This is a genomic window from Lysinibacillus sphaericus (genome assembly GCF_006864135.1).
In the GTDB taxonomy this organism is placed as follows: Bacteria; Bacillota; Bacilli; order Bacillales_A; family Planococcaceae; genus Lysinibacillus.
Genome location: NZ_SADV01000001.1, coordinates 246,433 through 266,949, shown reverse-complemented (window position 1 = coordinate 266,949; position 20,517 = coordinate 246,433). Strand labels below are relative to the sequence as shown.

Here is a 20,517-nt window from a genome sequence, read left to right as displayed (position 1 = left end):
GCTTCATAAAGTGGACTAGTTGCCAATGAAAATTGATGATACGTTTTAACTTATTAATCGTGGGTACAATGCCCAGGAATATAATAATCCAATTGATCATATTGGAGAATGATTACTAATATTGTATTATGTTTTTAGGGGTGTATATTAGTGGATGAAATAGACATTATACATAAAGAAGCAATCAAAACGGATTTGGCTCTAATTAAATCTTGTTTAAGGTTGATTAATCAAACGGTTTACTTTAAGTAAACAAAGAGGAGAAACATTTAACGCTTCAGAATTTGATTTATATGATATGCACTACTATATATTCAAGTATAAAAAATCATTGTTAGGAAAATGGCTCCTTGGCGTATGTGGAGGTTATGAGGATCCGTCTGACACTGAGCATTGCGGCCATGTATTCAGCGAGATGCAACCTTATGACCCTGCGACTGCAGAGCAAGAAGCTGTTAAGATGGTAGAATTAATCCGAGAATACTGGATGCAGCAGGCTGCAGCATATGAAGCTGCTCAATCCATGGAGGACGAGACGGAAACGCAAGATAATGGTTCTGGTATTTTTAACGGGTTCGTTCTGCTTAACTCTGCAGAATGTGATATTGATCAGATAAAGGCTAACCTTTTGAATGATTGGAACATCTCTTGCTCGTCAGTAGAAGATGAGGAAAACGCCGAAGAAACAGAGAAAGGAACCTTGGTCTTTGAAGTGGACGACTGCATGTTAGCGGTTAGTTTTGTCGATGCTCCAGTACCAGATTGTGAGGCTGAGTATTATGCACAGGGAAATTACATGTGGAAGGAAGCCGTGGAGGTTACTCAAACGCATGTTGCTCAAATCATCCTGGCTGCATTTACCCGCTCCAGCTCCCCGCTGGACAGTGGCAGACTCTACACTAAGCTGGCGGCCAGTTGTTTAAAGCTTCCTAACGCAATAGGGATCTATACATCTGGCACCGTATTCCAACCTGAACTTTTCCAGGATATGGCTGAAGTAATGAAAAATGACGACATGTTTCCTTTACTGAATCTAGTTTATTTCGGCCTTGTCGGAACGGAAAAAGGGGTAGATGGATATACTTATGGGTTAAAAGCCTTTGGCAAGGATGAAATTGAAATTCTGGACAGTCAAGCAACTCCTGCCGAGCTGCGCGATTTTTTGATTACGATTTCCGGATATATAGTAGAAGAGAATGTCACTTTAAGGGATGGAGAAACAATCGGCTTTTCAGCAGAACAAAAGCTACCGATATCCCGTTCTGAGGCAGTTTATGTTGATGGGGATACTCTCAAAATCCAATACTAGTCTCATGCTCAAAAGACACCGTAGCAGGTGTCTTTTTTTATTGTGCGCCCGGCATGCGCAACAACTTGGTGGTGAAAGTCCACTACAGGCTTGGCAGTAGGAACTGTTAGCGAAAGACAAGGGTGTCCATGGTGACGTGGAATCTGAAGGAAGTCGGACGCAAAATCTCGAACTGACGAACAGAAATCAGATATAAGGCTGAATTGGGACGGACGAGTTTGCAGCACAAAACAAAGTCCAATATTGCCCGAATCCCATACAGTAAATCTGGCAGTTACATGAGAGGAAAGTGGTTGCGCTTACCCGGGGAGGTCTCTTGAGGGTTATTGGATTAACAATCGGATTAGTGATAATCGGATGAATCAAGAGAAGTCAGCAGAGGTCATAGTAGCTTTCTAACAAAAGTAAAGGACCGAACAATCTTAAATCTTGAAGGAACAAGGAGGTGAAGACATCCCATCAAAGCACAGAAAACATCGAGGTAAAGACCAAAAGATGGCTACTTATAGAGGGATAAGCTGGAAGCGAAAGAGTATATAAGAGCGTGTAGGGATGTAATCATGGAAATGAAGAAACAAGATGGTATCAATTTAATCGATAGAATCGTTACCAACGGCAACTTATGGAGAGCTTTTAAAAAGGTAAAAGAAAATGGAGGAGCTCCGGATGTGGACGGAATAACAGTTCACGAACTAAAATCTCATCTCTGTAATGAATTCTTCTAGATACGCTCTTAGTCGTTGGTGATTGATTGTGTCAAAATAGCTTTTTAAATCACAGTCCACCACTGTTCGATATCCTTCTTGATAGTATTGTTCGGCGAGTTCGATTGCCTGATGTGCGTTTCTTCCTTTTTGACCATGATGATGCGTGAAAATAGCACATTCAAGAAAAGGGTATTAGGGACTATCGGGAAACGGAAATGGCAATCAAGGTTATTTATAAGTTATTAGAATTGATTAGTGATTTGAATATCTATGAAGAAAATCAGGAGCAATTAGAGTTTGCAATTGGCTCTGTTGTAAGTAGAGAAAGCAATAAACTTGTACCAATATTAGTTGAGACAGACGCGGAAGCAAAAGTGAAAATTCGTAAAGTTCAGCAAAAATATAAAGAGGCGTTAGCCTCCATTATGGAATCATCAATGTACATTTTGTGGTTGTGGAATTGATTTACCTGCAATGCTTAGAGTAAGTCATTTCAAGCCGTGGAAGGATAGCACAAATGAAGAAAGATTAGATGCTTTTAATGCTTTGTTGCTATGTTGTAATCACGATGCATTATATGACAAAGGCTTATTGCATTTGATGGTACAGGCAAGATACATATCTCTGAACGAATTGATGAATTAGATTATGTAAATTATGGTATTAATCCTAAAATGTGGTTGAATCGTTACGAAGAAATAAGAAGTATCTTTAGTGGCATAAGAAAAACGTGTTTTTATAGTGAAAATTGACAAAGAGAAGCAAGATTTATATGGGGGATCCATTCTATGGATTTGGTTTTGACTCCCGCCGTTCTACGTTTCAATATAGCTAGCGAACTTTAATATCGCTTCTTCTTTCGCTTTCTTCAAAAATCGTAGGGGACAAGCTCCCATAGAAAAACACCTTCTCATTGATTATTTCAGGTTTCAATACCCGTTATTCAATGAAAGGTGTTTTTCTTTATCACATGGTTAGACAAGCAATTTCCTACTCTCAACGCTATTGTTTTAACCGAGGTATGTCCATACATCTATAATACATCTAGTAGCTTTTATTAATGGATTTTGTTTTGACTGAACAACTGCATACTTTAATATGTAACCGTCATATCCGTAATAAAAGCTGGTTTTTTATACTCATATACTTTCGTTATTTCTTTATTATCCAAGTCATACTTATAGATACATTGTATTTTAGAAATTATACCGTCAAAACTAACATCTGCTGCATTTTTAGGTATACCCGAAAAATAAATAAATCGCTCATTTTTTGACAATACCGCTAGCCTTCTTTGACCAATCTCTGATAATAGGGGATTCTTACTTTTATTAATCATTTGATCTGTTAATATGGTAGTTAATGTTTTGTCTGTAAGAGATAACTGATAAATGCCGCTTCCTTCATCTTTATTTATATTTGCCCCTCCAAGAATAACAGTATTCCCATTAGGTCCATATGCCATCGAATCAATATTGACGGCTTTTATATTCGTTACCAAATTCATGTCAGAGCCATCTAAATTCATTTCATATATTGAATAGACAATTTGCCCTAAAGGTACACCAGCATCATTTGCAGCCTTCCTTCTTGCTGTATTCTCTTCCTCAGAGACAAATGCACCAATAATTTTGTCTTTAGAAGTATCATACATTTCTACAGCACGGTCAGGTTGTTTTGTATCAAATACAATAGAATTCTTCTTTTTTACATCTATTTTTGAAATCTTGGATACAGGGAATGTTGCCCCTAGTATTTCACTGTAGATGGTGTTGTTATCACCAAATCTAGGAATAAGTTGTCCTAAAGTATCATTTGTAACTTGATAAGTTTTTTTATCGTTTCTGTCTAATAAATAAATCTCCCAAGGTCCTTCACCTTTTGCACTTGTATAGGCAAGATATTGTTTATTGTCTGAAAGTGCTGCATGTAACCAAACCTCTTCATTATTAACTAATTCGTTTTCTACATTTTTTTCAGGATTTATCTCCACTACACTACTTTTGCCTTCCTTATCAAATACAGAAACAATGAGTTCTTCATTATCATCAACATGCTGATCACTAACAGGTGGATCACCAACAGGTTGGCTGGTATCTTCTTTCTTTTGACATCCAAACAAAACTAATACTAACGATAAAAAAATGATAACAGAAGTACCCATTGTTTTTTTCCTGTATTTACAAACAGATCTATACATTATGCACTTCATCCTTTGCGAAGTTTTTTTAGAAATTGTATTATCACATTCCAATAACTATCAAAATACTACATATTATTTTGATAAGAAACTTAGTTATTTCTTAATTTATACAGCCTATTTCCCCTAATTAAGAAGAGCTAATTTCAATCAGAATCACTGAAAAAGTCAGTTTACGCCAAAAAAGATTGTGTAAACTGACTTTCCATAACAAATAAAATCAGAAAGAATTATTTACTATCCCAACTAATCGTACCGTCAAATACTCCCGTACTTAAAGTATGTAGCTTACTAAATGATTGTTTAGACATATCTAAAATTCTTCCCTTTGCATACGGTCCTCTATCTAAAATTAAAACTGTTGTTTTATTTGAATTCTTGTTACTTTTTACATTAACATATGTCTTCATAGCTATAGTTTTATGAGCCGCACCATCATTCGCTTTTGAACCAGATGCTGTACCACTTTCTGCCCAAATATCAAACCAAGAAATTTCACCCGTTTCTGTTTTTACGGCTAAAGGACGTATTCCTTGTTGCGGATTAATTTCTTTCATTTCAACATTAATAGATTCTTCAGTTTCTGGGACAACTACTATTGGTGCACCTAAAGCATCATAGACCACTGTCATACCTGGTTTTATAACTGGCAAATCTGTTTCGTCTGCTTGAAGTCTATATTGTTGCATAAAACTTGGTTTTTTATCTCCTTCTCTTAGAATAACAGATTCTTCCTGTTCATTAAACTTAATTACTGTCCCAGGAGCCATGTATCCAGGAATAGTAGCTTCATTGTCTGTACTCGTTTCAATCCCTTCATTTGAATTAGCAGCAAAAGCTAAATTGGGAATAACCAAAGTGGATGCTACTACACAGCCTAATAATAATTTTTTCATTTTACATCTTTCCCTTCGCGTTTTTTTAGAAATATGTTGCTAGTTGCATCATATTACGTAAAAGAATACACGAAAAATTTGTTTTAAAGAGTGTTTCTTCTTATAAAGTAATCTATATGTCCTTAACGCTAACTCATACTATTATAATAACAAATAGGAAAAAAAATCAATATTTCAGGAAAATTAATTCCAATATTGTATAATTTGTGTAAAATAAGAAAGAAAGGTGGACGTTTATGAAATATATAGAGGATCAACTAGTCAATCTATTTACACTTGAATCTCATACACAAACTGAGAAGCTAAAAATTGAATATGGTATTAAGCTAATTGTTTCAGAGGCAGTTATATGTTATTGATAGTGTTTGCTGTTAGATTACTTGTTTCAAGTCTCAACAAAATCCAAACGTTTCGGCAAAAGGAAGTAACACAGCAGCAGTTTTTTGAATATATGCAGGTATTGGAGCAAGTGAATACAGATATGCAAAAGTTCCGCCATGATTATATAAATATTTTAATGTCGTTGCAAAACTATATAGAAGATGAGGATGTACAGGGGTTAAAGCAATATTTTTATTCGCATATTATGCAGGTGGAGCAACAGACCTTATTCCAAAGTAAAATGATTGGTACATTAGAAAATTTGCAAATCGTCGAGCTAAAAGGCTTATTATCCTCTAAGCTGTTACTCGCGAATCGTTTACAACAGAGGGTCGCGATTGAAATTCCATATACGATATCCTCTGTTAATATGAGTCTTATTGATTTAACGAGGGTACTAGGCATTTTGATTGATAATGCACTTGAGGCGAGTATTGCGAAAGTCGATTCAGTTGTGAATATTGCAATTCTCTACTCAGATGACCATGTTGTTATCGTCATCGACAATCCATTACAGGATGCAAGCTTTAATATTTCAACTATCTTTGATTATCACTCCTCTTCTAAAGGAGAAGACCGAGGGATTGGTTTAGCCAATGTGAAGGAAATTTTACAGACCTATCCTAATGTTACATTAAACACGCGTATTGAAAAACAACATTTTATTCAGGAGTTACAAATTTTCTAAGGGGTGTCTACTATGAAAATTGTTATTTGTGAGGATGATGCACAACAACGGAAATTTTTGCAATCAACTATTGTTCATTCTTCTTTATTTCAATATGAGAATGTTGAGATTGCATTGATCGCCTCTAATCCATCTGAGGTACTTGCATATATACAGGAACACCGAGCAGATTGTTTTTTATTGGATATTGAGCTTCAGCATGAGATAAATGGCTTAGAACTGGCAAATACCATACGCAGTAAAGATCCTTTTGCAACGATTGTCTTTATTACCACATATGTGGAAAAGCTAAGACTTACCTTTACGTACAAAGTAGCAGCACTGGATTTTATTGTTAAAAATGAGCCGGATTTAGCTGAAAATTTAATCGATACCTTGCATGTTGCTTATCAAAAACATCAAAATATACATGCCCAACAAATTGAAATGACTTTTCAAGTGAAAATAGGGGAACATATTAAATTCATCCCATTTGATGATATTTATTGCTTCTGCACATCACCAATTGCACATAAAATTGAGCTTAAGGAGAAAAGTGGTGTCTATGAATTTTTTAGCAATTTAACAGATATTGAACAGCAATTAGATAATCGCTTTTTCCGTTGTCATCGCGGGTATATTGTTAATTTGCAGCATATTCATAAGATTGACTCAACTTATCGAAAAATTACAATGAAAAATGGCTCTATTTGTCATTATTCATATGGCTACAAAAAAGCATTTATGAATGCACTGACCTCTACATCAGAAATTATTTCTAAATAGTGCTAGTTCAGAAAAGTGATATCTTTTTAGCATGTTATTCTGCTGATACGTTAGGAGTGATCTATGATTCGACAATTAACAGTCGATAATCATGAGATTTGCATGGCTCTCGTTCAATAGCAACCTGCTGAAAATTTATTTATTATCACTGCATCTTTTTCTATTTGTCCACTCTGGGCACTCATTGCATTGCGAATCTGTCGCTTGATTGGAGTTATTATAATAAATTATGCAAAAATAAAAAGGACGCTCTGGTGGGTACTGAACTGAACTCTGAATAGTGGACACTTTAAAAAAAGTGTCTCTGTTCGGGGTTTTTGTGTTTTTTAAAACTGAAAATCCCGTTATACTAAACTTTACGAATTAAGAACGGGGTTTAATGAACATCAAAGAAAACGAGGAGAATCCAAATGTGGCATCTGTTTCAGATCGTTCCATTCAATATCAACCATCATTTAAAATCAAAGCGGTCAAAGAAAATTTAGCTGGTAAAGGGCCTGCACAAATTTTTACGGAAAATGGCTTTGATTTAGAGATGATTGGAAAAGGAAAAGCGAAATCATCTTTAATGCGTTGGAAAAACACATATAAAATTTATGGAGAACAAGTTTTTTTAGAAGAACGTCGGGGAAAGGGAGTACAGGTCGTTCCACTTCTAACTCTCTTTCAGTTAATAAAAAACTAGAAAAGGAAGAAGCACGTATCAAATATTTAGAGGCGGAATTAGAGCTTCTAAAAAAGCTAGACGAACTCGAGAGGCAGGCAAGGAAAAAATTCTAGCACCGCATGAAAAATATTAGGTAATCAATGAAGTGATTCGTAAATATCAATTAAAAAATATGACACGCTATCTTTGCGAAATAACAGGCGTAAGTCGAAGTGGATATTATGCGTGGATTAAAAATACAGAAAAACGTGCAATTTTTTGAACTACACCCCGTCAAGTAGACGGTGAAAATAATAAAATTGTACTAAGCGGCTTGAGTCCTGAATTCTAAGAGCGCACTGAAAAACTTCAATTGGTTCCACTTAACGAGGTATTCGACGATTCAATCGTCGAATACCTCGCCTTTTTAATTTATAATTGAGAGACTAAATGCAGGTGGTGTTCTCAATGATTGCAAACTAAGAGACTTTCAACTTAAGTCCATATAACCAATTTAAAATATTTTCATTGAAAGTTAATTGTATATGAACCACTAAAAACCTTTCTCACAATTCGCTTATAGAATATTGACCTTCTTCAAACAATTGAAGGATATGTAGTTTTAACTCGAGTGGATGTTTGCTTCGCCCTAAAAAATACTCCCCTTAGATAAACAGATTTTATTTTTTAATCTGTCTACCTAATAGGGAGCATATCAAAATCTACTCTATCTTCTATGTTTATATCTCAATTATATAATCTATAATTAAGTAACATTGTTCTTCACAATCTTATACACAGAATCGTAAGACATACCATGCTTAATATCAGAATCATTGTAGATACTATTTTGGTTATTGTTTAATTCGTTTCCAACCTTAACCTATTTACAGTTCTATACATAAACGTTGCTAAGTCTTCTTATGTGAGTGTTCCATCAGGTCTAAATGTTCCATCCTTGTTTCCTGTTACAATTCCTATTTCAAAAGCAGATTGGATTAATCTGCTTTCAGAATATTCGTGAATATCAGAAAAAAACAGTATTTTTTTATTTAGTATTATCCTATACGGGGAAAATTATCTTCTATTAGGTTTTTATGGCATATACCGATATACCATTGAATTATTTCTCCGGTAGCATTAAACATAGTTGTTACAGAATGGTTTTTTTAGGGGGAATTGTTGCAACCATATATAGCCGATATCAACAATACATAGTTTTTTCTCCATAATTCACGGTTAAAGGTTCAGTAACCTGGAGTGTTTTTAATAATGTAATAAAACCTTTGATTTCTCTAATGTCAAGGTATGACTGACTATACTTTCTTTCGATAACTCGTGGCCATTCTGAACGGTCACCGAACTTTCTTTTTAGCATACTGAACCTCCAAACTTATTTAAAATAATGAGGATACAAATCTTTATGCCGCCATATCCAGTGTTTCATCTCAACGATCATGTCTTCATAGCTAGGAACAATAAATGAAAAATCTTTTCGTGTGTTGACTAGTGTTTTATCGATGTTTACGAGGGGATATGGCTGGATCGTGACTTTATTTTCCTTGAAGTGCATATTGAATAATTGCAGTAGCTCAAATTTTGAAATACTGCTATTGTTGACTAGGTGGTAGAGGCCTGTTGTCCCTTCAATTGCTGCACGTTCAATTGCTTTTGCTAACGTTAGGGTAGTAACTCCGGTCCATATTGCACCAGTATAGCCGCGAATAGTATCATGCTGCTTCATAAACCAATTGAAGAGACCAATGCCGTCTTCCTTCAAATCAGGACCGATGATAGAGTTACGAAACGTTAGGTGTTGAGTGCTTTCAATTTCGCCTAGTCCCTTCGTACGATCGTAAAAGGTTTCCCCGTCGCGAAGGCTTTTTTCATAATAGGGAGCTGTTTTTCCTGAGAATACACAATCTGTACTTAAATGAATAAGCTTAGTATTACTGTTTTTTAATAAAGATTCAATGGCATGAGGCAAATAACTATTGAGATATACACTTTTCTCGCGGTCCGTTTCACAGGCGTCATTTAAAACACCGATACAATTGACCACAACATCATAGGCGTGATCTAATAAAAGTGACCTTAAAAAATTTGTATCTGTAATATCTCCTGTAATATTATTGCCACAAGAAAAGGATGTTCGTGAATAAGTTGTTACATCATGCCCTTGGGCGTACAAATAGAGTGAAATTGTGTGGCCAGCCATTCCAGTGGCCCCAAGTACTAAAAATTTCAAGGTTTTCCTCCCGTCCAATTTTGTAATTCTTCTTGAATGAGAGGAAGCTTTAATAATTTTTCTTTTATTTCAGTGACGGACAGTATTTTCGTATTAGTAGAGTTGTATTCATCCGTTAACGTAATTTTAGGAGAGCCCTCATCAAGATATTTTCCGTAATTTAAATCTCGATTATCCGCAGGGATTCTATAAAAATTCCCCATATCAATGGCCTTTGCAGCTTCTTCCTTTGTTAGTAACACTTCGTAAATTTTTTCGCCATGCCGTGTTCCGATAACTTGTATTTTATTTTGAGCTTGGAAAATTTCTAGTAAAGCCAGTGCTAAATCCTCAATATAAGCAGCTGGTGATTTTTGTACCATTATGTCCCCATTATCAGCGTGTGAGAAGGCGTATAAAACTAATTCAACTGCCTCATCAAGACTCATCATAAAGCGTGTCATTTTTGGATCTGTAATCGTTAAAGGCTTGCCAGCTTTAATTTGTTCAATAAATAAAGGGATTACTGAGCCCCTTGAAGCCATGACATTTCCATATCGTGTCCCGCAAATCAATGTTTTATCTGGATGAACCATTCTTGATTTAGCAATAAACGTTTTTTCCATCATGGCCTTTGAAATTCCCATTGCATTTACTGGATAAGCGGCCTTATCAGTGGAAAGGCAAATAATTTTTTTCACACCTGCTTGAATAGCAGCCGTTAAAACATGATCAGTGCCAAGGATGTTCGTCTTAACTGCTTCCAGTGGGAAAAATTCACAAGAGGGGACTTGCTTAAGAGCGGCAGCATGAAAAACAAAATCGACATCATACATTGCATTGTGAATACTTTGGATGTCACGTACATCGCCTATGAAAAATTTAATTTTCGGATGTTGATAGAGTTTACGCATATCATCTTGCTTTTTCTCATCTCTAGAAAAGATACGTATTTCTTTAATATCGGTATTCAAAAATTTCTTTAATACTGCATTACCAAAAGAGCCGGTGCCGCCAGTAATGAGAAGAACTTTATCTTTAAACATTGTTACACCTCTGCATGTACGGAGTAATGATTCATTTTAATCCTCTACGATGTAAATCATATTCAGAATTTTCCCGTGGGAAGTTATACCAGTAAGCCAATTCATTTGTATATTTACTTGTCGGGTTTTTATCCATTAAGGCACAATTAAAATCCCAATCCCCAGCAATATCTTTTCTTATAGTAAAGGTTGCATCACCTATAAAACTTCTTCGAATAATTTTAAATTGTCCAGGTAATGTGTATCGGTTAGAGTCATCTTTTATAAATGCATAGCCTGCCTTTGTTAGCATGTTGTAGTAGTAAATATCAAATTGACCATCTACTTGGGCTAAGACGTTTCGAATAGCGGGTAAATAATGATCATCACTATCAATGATAGCTATATAATCACCTGTAGCTTCGGCGATACAACGATTATAGGCTACACTAGCACCCAAATTAGTTGGATGATTAATTATTTTTAAGGCAGGGCAGTTTTTTTGATAGTCCTTTAATAGGGCTACAGTATTGTCTGTAGAGCCATCATCGCAAACGATAATTTCATAGGCGTATTCTTTAGGAATACTTTCTAACAATGTCAATATCCACTCTTCACTATTGTAGGCAGGTGATAAAAAGCTAATTTTCATGTAACACCTCGATTCTTTTATTGTTAGTAGAAATGTTCAATAGGCGTAAGTAGAAGTTTTATAAAGTCTATACTGTTTACTTTCATTGACATAAAGGATTCTTTACTACAATATGCGTTGCAAGAGTTGTTCTGTAGGCAATTGCTTACAATCGTTAGTTATTTAAAAGAGAAAACACTTTAAAAGTAAGGTGATTTTACTAGTGTATTCACGGTACTTATACTATCTTTTCACATTATTCAACGAGAAATCATATTTTAATGAAAGTACAGACTTTAAAAAGGGGGATGTTATGTCAAAAAAAATAGCCTTCATATGTAGTGTGGAATCGTATAAGCTCTCCGACGCACATATTTTCAAAGATTTATGCCTTGTCCCGATTTTGTTAGGTGAATATTTAGGTTATGATGTTAGTATTTTGACGACGGAAATGAATGAGGAGTTATTGAAACAAAATTTTCCTGCTGTTACTTTTCAACATATTCCGTTTGAGGATGACTATGTTGCTAATATGAATACTTATTTAATAGAGCATGCAAAGGACATCGATATTGCATTTGTAATAGGACCGTATCCTTCATATTTGTCGATATTAAAAACCTATAAAAAATTTAATCCGAACGGAAAAATTTATATGAAACTAGATGTTAATCGTTTTTGGTTAAACCGATTAAAAACCTATCCTTATTTTTCAGAGTTACTCCAGCTTTGTGATGTACTTTCCTCTGAATCTGAATCCATTCAAAACGCTATTCATGAATTTTTAAATTTAGATATTAAACGTATTCCTAATGGTTTTTATGAGCTATTTCAAACAGAGCCGGTTTCATTTAAAGAGAAAGAAAATAGAATACTAACGGTTGGCCGTTTAGATGCTCCTGAAAAACAAATTCTTTTAGCAGTCAAAGCATTTTTAGCTGCACAACTTTCAGATTGGGAATTTCGGTTAGTAGGTCCAATGTCAGAGGCGTTTAGACAGGAGCTATTGAACGTGCTTGATGGAAATCCATTTGCGGCACAGGTCACTATTTTGGGACCGATTTATGATAAGGAGCAATTGGAGGAGGAGTATAGAAAGGCTAAAATTTTTTGCCTTACCTCTTTAGTAGAATGCTATGCTCATGTATTTGCTGAGGCTGCAAAGAATGGTTGTTACATTGTTTCGACTGATGTAGATGGGGCTATGGATATTACTCATAATCAACGCTATGGAACAATTCATCCGACACATGATTGGCAAAGTGTTGGGCGGACATTGCAGCAAGTAACGAAACAGGAAGCTTTATTGGGGGATACGTGTGAACACCTCCAAGCATTCGCAAGGGCGGAATTAAATTGGAAGCATATTGTGCAAAAAGTAGCAAAATATTTAGGGGAAAAGCCAAGTTAAATTAGATCGAATTAGGGGAAGGGTAGATCATCTAACATGCCATTATTGGCATGAAGACAAAGCGACTCTTTGAAGATTAGAGAGCTAGTAGGGGAACGAGTATGGAAATAAAATCCTCGTTATGGTGAATAAAGGTTCATCACCAAAAGTTGTGGATGACTTTTATTAAAACTTCTACTATGTAAATAATTGATTGGAGTGGAGACTGGGCGACTCCTCAGGGATCAGCGATAGAGGAACGAAGGCTAAAAGCATCACATCCTGTGATAACGCCTTCGTGACCAACATCATGTTGGCCCGAGACCCTGCAGCGTAGCGGATGTTTTCTGTAGCGAAAGCGAAGCGTCAGCAACAAAGCGCCCAGTCGGAACGGAAATCAACCACACGTTTTGGTGATGATCCTTAATAAAACATAAATGTATAAAAAAATCCCCTAGATTTTTCATCATCTAGGGGATAAACCTTCATTTTTTTGAAAACTTAAATCTTGCAGCTATTACACTACCTTCAACTGAAAAGTCTATTGTTCTTTAAAGTTCGTTTTTCAGCCCAAGGGTATATCTTATTTTATTTCAAGTGTATATGGTTGAGTACTAGCTTTGCCGTAATATTCACTTACTTCAATATAGTAAGTGCCTTTATCCAGTTCGACTGTACCTACTTCAGCATCTCCAGCTCCGTAAAGATCTAAAGTTTCTACTGTTTTTCCTTTTGCATCAATAATACGGATGACGCCATCTAGTGCTTTTTCTGTTTGAAGAGAGAAGGACACATTGCGTTTGCTGTCGTTTTTAAATTCAAAATAGTCCTTATCACCAAATGGAACACCAGCATTTAGATATTGAGTAGCTACCCATTTATCATCTTTTTTCGTAAGTACAGTTGGTTTTGTCGGTATACCATTAACTATCTTAGAATCTGCATCTTCATCTAGTTTTTTATGATCAAATAAAGTTAAAGTATATGGCTGGATTGATACTTGTCCAACATTGCTTCCGTTAAGAACAATAAAATAACCGTGGTCTTTTTTTGCTTTAAAAGAAGTATTTACATCTGTTGTTCCTCCAAGACCGAGTAGTATTTGAAGGAGGTCTTCACCTTGTCCAAATGGAATTTCAGTCGCCATTTCTTGTGGATCGATTTCCATATTACCATTTGTATCTTCTATAATGGAGCCTGAAAATTTCAAGTCATTTTGAAGTTCTTTAGGTAATTGAGCTAGCTGTTCTTTAGTATATGGTACAGAAGAAATAAGAAGACTCATGACTTCATCTTTACCCTGTTGTTTATAGTAGTAGAAATCAGTATCATCTTGATAAATGAGATGGTCTTTATAAGTAATACCAGATTTAATCGTTTTTGCAGTAGTTGGTGTGTTATTATTTCTATTATCGTCTTCTGGAATAGCTGCCATTTTACTTGTTTTAAGTGTATATGGTTCAGCAGAACGATCACCAAGATTCATCACTTTTACAACATATGTTTTGTCCTTTTTCAATGCAATTGCCTTAGCATCGTTTGGATCACTTGTTGATCCAAAAAGTAGACTGAGTAACCCCATATCATTCGATAATGAAGAAACTGGGATTAATTCATTTGTTTCCTCATCATATTCGAATACATTACCGGCTGGAGATTGGTTTAACCCTTTTTGAATTTGGAAACCATATACGGCATCTTCTTTAGCTGTAAATGCGAAGTAATCTTCATCATCTTCTGTTTGGAAGTATGCTTTTTGATCTTTACCAATATCAAAACGAATTGCTTGGTTCATGATTTGGTCAACGTTTTCCGGTTGTCCCATAGCATCTAGATTCATGAATATATTCATAAAATCATTTAGTTGATTACGTTTCTTTGCTTTATACTCCGTTAAAGGTAAAATTTCCTTTTGTACGTTGTCTTCTTGCATTCCGCCATTTGATGAAAGTCCGTCTTCATCCTTAGGAAGGGTAACGACTTCCCCTTTTAATGTGTAAGGAATGATGGATTCACTAACAGTTTGCTCAGTTTCAATACCGCCGCCAAAGAACATATCAAGTGAAAAATTCATACCGTTTTCATTAGAAACGCTTATTACATACTCTTCCTCAGGTACAGCATCGACAACTAAGTTGACGCCATCGCCTTTATCCGTGCCGTAAGATGCTCGGATTGGGTAGGCCTCATTTAATCCTTCAGCATCTTCCTCCTCTGATGGAACATTAACTAAATCTTCTTTTAGATAAAGCTCCATAGAAGCAGAAACACCTGGAATCCCAGCTAAATCAAATTTCAGTGTCGTTGGTTCATTCACTGAAAATGTAAAATAATCTTTATCACCTAGATGATCTTCAGAAAGTAGGGTATAGTTTTTCCCGGCTGTACTGAATGGGAATTTTTCAATCTTCGCCATATGTTCCATATCTAATGCATCAATTGGTAATTTTTTAGTTGTTTGGGCCGTGAATACGTAGTTTGAATCACCTTTCGAGCTATAGCTGCCATTATGATCTTTAACGCCAATAAGAAGGGTTCCTTTTTGATCTGCTTTATAGAGGTATCCTTCTTGCTTGCCTACACGTACATCATTGACTTTAATTGGTTCTACTTCTTTTTTATTACCTTCAGGGTAGAAGTATAAATCAAATGCATAATCATATTTGTCTGCACCTTTTAATGTCAGTTGAGCATACTCATTTGCGTCTAGATCCACCTTGTACCATTTCTTTTCGTCTGGTAACTTAAATTCACCTTTTTCAGTATTTACTATATCTTTTTTAAGGACTTTTGCGTTTTTCAAGCGCTCTTCTTTAGTTTCAGAATACTGTTTTGGTAGATTATTAATATTAAACTGTAATGCTTTCACAGGATCTACAAGGCCATGTCCATATGTAAGATCATAGCCCTTGTCACCTAAATCCTTTGCGGTCATTTCGAGAATAGCTTCTATTTCATAAGGCTTTAAATCTGGATATTTTGATTTTAGTAGGGATGCCACACCTGCAACAACAGGAGATGCCATCGATGTTCCACTAAATTTTACAAAGGATGATCCTTTTTTCTCATCATGAACTGTACTGTAAATGTCTTCACCTGGAGCTACAAGATCAACCGATGGGCCATAGTTTGAATAGCCTGATAGCTTGTTTCGATCATTTGTAGAGCCTACACTAATAACGCCTTCGTAAGAAGCAGGGAAGGAGTAATTGTCTGTCGATTCATTTCCAGCAGCTGCTACAACGGTAACTCCTTTATCAATGGCTTTCTGAACGGCCTCCTCCACTAATGGAGAATCACCATAACCGCCAAGGCTCATATTGATAACATCTGCGCCTTGCTCAATGGCGTAAAGGATTCCTTGTGCAATAACGAAATCACTAGCGCCATCTTTTCCGTTGAATACATCAATTGGAAGAAGCTTGGCATTTGGATTAATCCCATGTCCTCCAATACCATTATCTTTTGCCGCGCCAACAATTCCTGCTACATGTGTTCCATGCTCATTAGGATAAGATGTATTGGCAGGTGCTGCTGCATTATATGGTGGTAGTACTTGAGATTTTAAATCTGGATGTTTAAAATCCACACCACCATCGATAACAGCTACTTTTACATCATTGTTACCTGCTAATTCTAGTGCTTTATCAATTTGAAGTAGACTCAAATGGTACATATCCTGTTTCTTTGGATCCACTTCTGTGCCAAAGGAATGATACACGTAGCTTGGAGATACTTTTTTAACCCCTTTTTGTTTCACATAGTATGAAACTGCTTTTTCTAAATCTGTTCCTTTGTTCAGTTGGATAACATCGTATCCTAATGAAGGAATAGAGCGGATCACTTTTGCGCCAATTTTTTTGTGCACATTCTTATCAAGACCGGAATGTTTGACGATAATCGTATCCTGACTAATCCATTCTTTTTGATTCTTAGATGTTTGATCCTTATTGCTAGCTACTTTCACTAACTCTTGGTTCTTTGCTGTTTTTTGTGGCGCTTCAGCAAAGGCAGAAGTAGCAGGAACCATTAGTGCTGCAGATGCTACTAAAGCAACTGACTTTTTCTTCCAGTTTTTCAACTGTTTTCCCTCCTTGAGTGTGCCAAATATTTGTGACATCTATACTAATACGGATGACTGATAGAAAAGTTTCGTAATAAGTATATATTTTTCCAAAATCACCATTCTATATTTTACCATATTTATCCCGTTATAAAAATATGAGAAGAGTGGTCGAAACATTCTACTCGATTTGTGAGATGGGAGTAGGAGCACAGATTCAATTAACTATGAACAAATTATCTTAAAGTTGCTCAAGAAGTCTGTGCAAATCTTCCTTCGAACGAGGCATTTTAATGTTTTTTTTAAATAACTGTTTCTTTTGCAAGGCAACGGCCATTTCAAAGACCCAGGGGCGTTCAAGATGGGCTCTTTCAAGCAAATCCTCTTGGAAGAACATTGCAACTGGATCTCCATTATAAATAATTGTCCCAGCTTCCATCACGATTATTTGATCTGCCCATTCATAGGCTAATGGAATATCATGCGTAGACAGTAAAATTGTTCGTTCACCGTTCTCTAACGTTGCCAAATACTGTAAAACTTGTGCACTATAATAATTATCTAGTCCAGCTGTCGGTTCATCTAATAATAAAACGGAAGGTTCCATTGCAAGTACTCCTGCCATTGCGACACGTTTTTTCTGTCCAACACTTAAGAAATGGATCGGTTTATCTAGCAATGCTTCGACTTCGGTTTGAGCGACAGCCCACGCAATTTTCTCTTCAATTTTTTCGGTTGTCCAGCCAAGATTCAAAGGACCAAATGCAATATCTTGCTTAACTGTGCCAGAAAAAAGCTGATTGTCGGCATCCTGAAAAACAATACCAACCTGTTGGCGTAATTTTTTTAATGCTTTTCTATTATAGTTTAGATCATTGCCACAAAAGGATATACTTCCAGCGGTAGGCTTCAAAATACCATTTAAATGCTGAAATAACGTTGATTTTCCAGCTCCATTATGACCGAGTAAAGCGATTTTTTTACCCTTTGGAATTTGAAGTGAAATATCTGTTAGGGCATGAGTCCCATCTGCATAAGCGTAGGATAAATGTGTTAAATCAAAGTATAAATCTGTCATCAGTAAAAACCTCCATAAATGATGAGGAGTATAAAAATAGTAGCAATACCTACCCAATTTTTCGTGTTATAGGTAACATCGTCTTGCCAATAAACAGTTTCGCCACCACGCGCTTCCATCGCATTGTTTAGCTCACGACTTCGTTGGAACATCTCGATAAATAAAGCTGCAATTAACATTGATACCGAACGAAGCCACTGCATAGGGGAGCTGTATCCTAGACGAGCCTGCTGGGCAAGATGAATTTTTTGCATACTATCTAAAAAGATAAAAATAAAACGATACGTTAGCTCCACTAGCTCTACAAATAGAGTTGGGAGTCGCCATTGTCTTAGCACGTAACAAATAGATTGGACTGATGTTGTGAGAATTAAAAAATACAAACAGCTAATGCTGCCAAGGACGATGAAAAAAAGCTGTTGCGCTGTCACGAGGCTCGCTCTGCCGATAAAAATCGTCCAACTATTAAATGAAAATGACCAAATATGCGTTGGTAACGTGCTAGTTGTTGGCGCTATAGAAATTAAAATTGACACTAAACTTGATAGTAAAAAAAATCCAGGTAGCAATAGTAATTTAGCATAATATTTAGCAGGGATTTTTGCGCCTAAAATGATAAAAGCACTCATCACAATAAATGTAATGAGTGACATTCGTTCATCTCTCATGATAAGCGACAATATAAGTAGTCCAAGGGATAACGTCATTTTTTCTAGCGGATGAACAGACGCTAATTTATTCAAATATGCATACTTATCAATGAGTAACATCGCTTAACCCTCTTTATGTTTGCCACGCATTAAGCCAATGAAATAGCCGATAAATCCAGCGCCAATAGCAGCTTGTAGTGCGAATAATAAGCTTTCAATTTCACCACTTGGTGGCTCCCATAAGCTTTCAAACCATGGCTCGTAGCTAGCATCTATTTCACTAATAGCTGCCTCCGCTTCGCCATCAGCCCCCTCGAATTCTGCACCTTTTTGAATAAATAGAGGAACGATTGCTAATAACACAACAATGGCTAAGAGCAGTAAGTTTTTTTTCATTTTAGTGTACCTCCTTTGCAGAGAACACACGTAGAGCTTTTAATTCACTCACATTGTATTTTTTCAGGAAGTTCATAACAATTACTGTTAAAATTCCTTCACTAACAGCAAGAGGAATTTGCGTTAATGCAAAAATACCAGCAAATTTTGTGAATGAAGCCATAAAGCCTCCGACTTCAGAAGGGAAGGCAAGAGCTAGTTGCACTGAAGTGACAACATATGTACCTAAATCACCAAGCATTGCTGCTAAAAAGACGGCTACTGAAAATGATAATCCCATTTTTTGTGAGCCCTTAAATACATAGTAAGCGATAATAGGGCCCATAATTGCCATGGAAAAGGTATTTGCCCCTAATGTTGTAAGCCCACCGTGTGCTAACAGTAAAGATTGGAATAATAATACGATTGTTCCGATAACACTCATTGCTAATGGTCCAAAAAGAACTGTCCCAAGCCCAACTCCAGTTGGATGCGAACAACTCCCTGTTACAGAAGGGATTTTTAAGGCAGATAGTACAAAGGCAAAGGCACCCGATAGCCCTAATATCATTTTTGTTTCAGGATTTTCTTCAATGGTTTTTCGAATAGAACGTAATCCTAAAATAATAAATGGAATCGATAAGACCCACCAAAAAATTGCCCATTCGATTGGCAAAAAGCCCTCCATAATATGCATCGCAAATGCGCGATTTGGCACGAATAAAAATGCCAATAAGAAATAACTAAGCTTCCAACCTGAAAATTTCAAGAATCTCTCCTCCTAGCTTTAAAATTTTTCGAATTAGTATGCAATCGATCCAATGTGCCATGGCGTAATTGTAGCTGTCGCTTCGCTTTCGCTACAGATAAACAATTTGTCCGGATTTTGAATTGTGCATTCCTTTCAAAGTCCGCCAGAGGCTTTTTCTTCATTCAGTAGGTGTTTTGGCCTGGTTGGAACCATTTCTGTACGCATCTACCACCTTGAGATGGAGTCTCTGCTGAATGAAAAAAAGCACTTCTCCGATAATGGAAAAGTGCATAGCTAAAAAAGCAAATAAAATTCTAATCTGCTAAGCCGCACACCCATCCTCGTAGGTTGAAACGATCACATATTTTTCGGCAGGTCTCCTGGCTTTAGTTCAACGTTTTATAGGCCTTCCCATCCTTTGGATAGTGACATTCTCTATAAAACTCCCTAGTACAGTGGCGGGACCGCGCCGGTCTTGAACCGGCTTCCCTTTTAAGCGAAATGCAGAACAATTCGCACCGAAAAAAGATGAAGTTGTGAGATTTCACGACAAAGTGTAACATGATTTTCCATAAATACGCCATCCTTTTTGTGAAAAAATTTTTAATTGAGTCTCTATGTCGAAAATTCGGATAAATCTAAAATAAATGTCGTATTCTTCTAAAAAAAATTAATAAAAATGTCACAATTTAAGAAAGAAATATTGAAATTTTAAAAAAATAAGCTATGATAGAA

General features: G+C 36.1%; 18 protein-coding genes, 2 pseudogenes and 1 riboswitch. Of the genes and pseudogenes, 9 read left to right on the top strand and 11 right to left on the bottom strand.

Features of this window, described 5'->3' with window-relative positions; genetic code table 11:
* Positions 1-274: 274 nt before the first annotated feature.
* From C7Y47_RS01260 to C7Y47_RS25375, 4 genes and pseudogenes are all read left to right on the top strand, one after another.
* Positions 275-1,309: pseudogene (locus C7Y47_RS01260) on the top strand (DUF4261 domain-containing protein); the annotation flags it as partial.
* Positions 1,310-1,875: 566 nt separating this feature from the next.
* Positions 1,876-2,034 carry a hypothetical protein gene (locus tag C7Y47_RS24790; protein ID WP_221887657.1) on the top strand — a complete coding sequence of 53 codons (159 nt, stop codon included), beginning with the start codon at positions 1,876-1,878 and terminating at the stop codon, positions 2,032-2,034.
* A gap of 197 nt (positions 2,035-2,231) precedes the next feature.
* On the top strand, positions 2,232-2,480 hold the full coding sequence (locus C7Y47_RS25380; protein ID WP_255504961.1) for a hypothetical protein: 249 nt from the start codon (positions 2,232-2,234) through the stop codon (positions 2,478-2,480).
* Positions 2,481-2,490: 10 nt separating this feature from the next.
* Positions 2,491-2,661 carry an HNH endonuclease gene (locus tag C7Y47_RS25375; protein ID WP_255504960.1) on the top strand — a complete coding sequence of 57 codons (171 nt, stop codon included), beginning with the start codon at positions 2,491-2,493 and terminating at the stop codon, positions 2,659-2,661.
* Positions 2,662-3,109: 448 nt separating this feature from the next.
* Here C7Y47_RS25375 and C7Y47_RS01245 read toward each other — a convergent pair whose 3' ends face one another.
* Together C7Y47_RS01245 and C7Y47_RS01240 are read right to left on the bottom strand one after the other, a co-directional pair.
* Positions 3,110-4,216 (bottom strand): hypothetical protein, encoded by a 1,107-nt coding sequence (locus tag C7Y47_RS01245; RefSeq protein WP_142507108.1) that lies wholly within the window; start codon positions 4,214-4,216, stop codon positions 3,110-3,112.
* Between the two features lie 230 nt (positions 4,217-4,446).
* Positions 4,447-5,112, bottom strand: a complete 666-nt coding sequence (locus tag C7Y47_RS01240; RefSeq protein ID WP_142507107.1) for a septal ring lytic transglycosylase RlpA family protein — start codon at positions 5,110-5,112, stop codon at positions 4,447-4,449.
* Between the two features lie 236 nt (positions 5,113-5,348).
* Here C7Y47_RS01240 and C7Y47_RS25370 point away from each other — a divergent pair, with 236 nt between their 5' ends.
* The 4 genes and pseudogenes from C7Y47_RS25370 to C7Y47_RS25365 form a co-directional block, all read left to right on the top strand.
* On the top strand, positions 5,349-5,471 hold the full coding sequence (locus C7Y47_RS25370; RefSeq protein ID WP_255504959.1) for a hypothetical protein: 123 nt from the start codon (positions 5,349-5,351) through the stop codon (positions 5,469-5,471).
* The gene (locus C7Y47_RS01235; RefSeq protein ID WP_142507106.1) at positions 5,462-6,181 is read left to right on the top strand and encodes a GHKL domain-containing protein; all 720 of its coding nucleotides are present in this window, start codon (positions 5,462-5,464) and stop codon (positions 6,179-6,181) included. Before C7Y47_RS25370 ends, C7Y47_RS01235 begins: the two co-directional genes overlap by 10 nt.
* A 12-nt stretch (positions 6,182-6,193) precedes the next feature.
* Positions 6,194-6,946: a LytR/AlgR family response regulator transcription factor gene (locus C7Y47_RS01230; RefSeq protein ID WP_142507105.1), complete on the top strand. Its 753-nt coding sequence runs from the start codon at positions 6,194-6,196 to the stop codon at positions 6,944-6,946.
* A gap of 379 nt (positions 6,947-7,325) precedes the next feature.
* Positions 7,326-7,869 (top strand): annotated as a pseudogene (locus tag C7Y47_RS25365) (IS3-like element ISBsp3 family transposase); the annotation flags it as partial.
* A gap of 644 nt (positions 7,870-8,513) precedes the next feature.
* Here C7Y47_RS25365 and C7Y47_RS26030 read toward each other — a convergent pair.
* The 4 genes from C7Y47_RS26030 to C7Y47_RS01205 form a co-directional block, all read right to left on the bottom strand.
* A complete protein-coding gene (locus tag C7Y47_RS26030; RefSeq protein WP_366151247.1) occupies positions 8,514-8,618 on the bottom strand; it encodes an S-layer homology domain-containing protein in 105 nt (34 codons plus the stop codon).
* A 367-nt stretch (positions 8,619-8,985) separates the two neighbouring features.
* A complete protein-coding gene (locus C7Y47_RS01215) occupies positions 8,986-9,840 on the bottom strand; it encodes an SDR family oxidoreductase (protein ID WP_142507103.1) in 855 nt (284 codons plus the stop codon).
* A complete protein-coding gene (locus C7Y47_RS01210) occupies positions 9,837-10,865 on the bottom strand; it encodes a polysaccharide biosynthesis protein (protein WP_142507102.1) in 1,029 nt (342 codons plus the stop codon). Before C7Y47_RS01210 ends, C7Y47_RS01215 begins: the two co-directional genes overlap by 4 nt.
* 31 nt (positions 10,866-10,896) lie before the next feature.
* Entirely contained in the window at positions 10,897-11,496 is a 600-nt protein-coding gene (locus C7Y47_RS01205) for a glycosyltransferase family 2 protein (RefSeq protein WP_142507101.1), read from the bottom strand.
* Positions 11,497-11,788: 292 nt separating this feature from the next.
* On the opposite strand from C7Y47_RS01205, the gene C7Y47_RS01200 reads away from it, so the two are divergent.
* Entirely contained in the window at positions 11,789-12,886 is a 1,098-nt protein-coding gene (locus C7Y47_RS01200; RefSeq protein WP_142507100.1) for a glycosyltransferase, read from the top strand.
* 562 nt (positions 12,887-13,448) lie between these two features.
* Here C7Y47_RS01200 and C7Y47_RS01195 read toward each other — a convergent pair.
* The 5 genes from C7Y47_RS01195 to C7Y47_RS01175 all read right to left on the bottom strand — a co-directional run bounded on the left by C7Y47_RS01195 (position 13,449) and on the right by C7Y47_RS01175 (position 19,800).
* The gene (locus C7Y47_RS01195) at positions 13,449-16,946 is read right to left on the bottom strand and encodes a S8 family peptidase (protein WP_142507099.1); all 3,498 of its coding nucleotides are present in this window, start codon (positions 16,944-16,946) and stop codon (positions 13,449-13,451) included.
* Positions 16,947-17,169: 223 nt separating this feature from the next.
* Positions 17,170-18,006, bottom strand: a complete 837-nt coding sequence (locus C7Y47_RS01190) for an energy-coupling factor ABC transporter ATP-binding protein (RefSeq protein WP_142507098.1) — start codon at positions 18,004-18,006, stop codon at positions 17,170-17,172.
* On the bottom strand, positions 18,006-18,776 hold the full coding sequence (cbiQ, locus tag C7Y47_RS01185) for a cobalt ECF transporter T component CbiQ (RefSeq protein ID WP_142507097.1): 771 nt from the start codon (positions 18,774-18,776) through the stop codon (positions 18,006-18,008). Before cbiQ ends, C7Y47_RS01190 begins: the two co-directional genes overlap by 1 nt.
* Before the next feature lie 3 nt (positions 18,777-18,779).
* Positions 18,780-19,052 (bottom strand): energy-coupling factor ABC transporter substrate-binding protein, encoded by a 273-nt coding sequence (locus C7Y47_RS01180; RefSeq protein WP_142507096.1) that lies wholly within the window; start codon positions 19,050-19,052, stop codon positions 18,780-18,782.
* Between the two features lies 1 nt (position 19,053).
* Entirely contained in the window at positions 19,054-19,800 is a 747-nt protein-coding gene (locus C7Y47_RS01175; protein ID WP_142507095.1) for an energy-coupling factor ABC transporter permease, read from the bottom strand.
* Between the two features lie 335 nt (positions 19,801-20,135).
* Positions 20,136-20,320, bottom strand: a riboswitch (cobalamin riboswitch).
* Between the last annotated feature and the right edge of the window lie 197 nt (positions 20,321-20,517).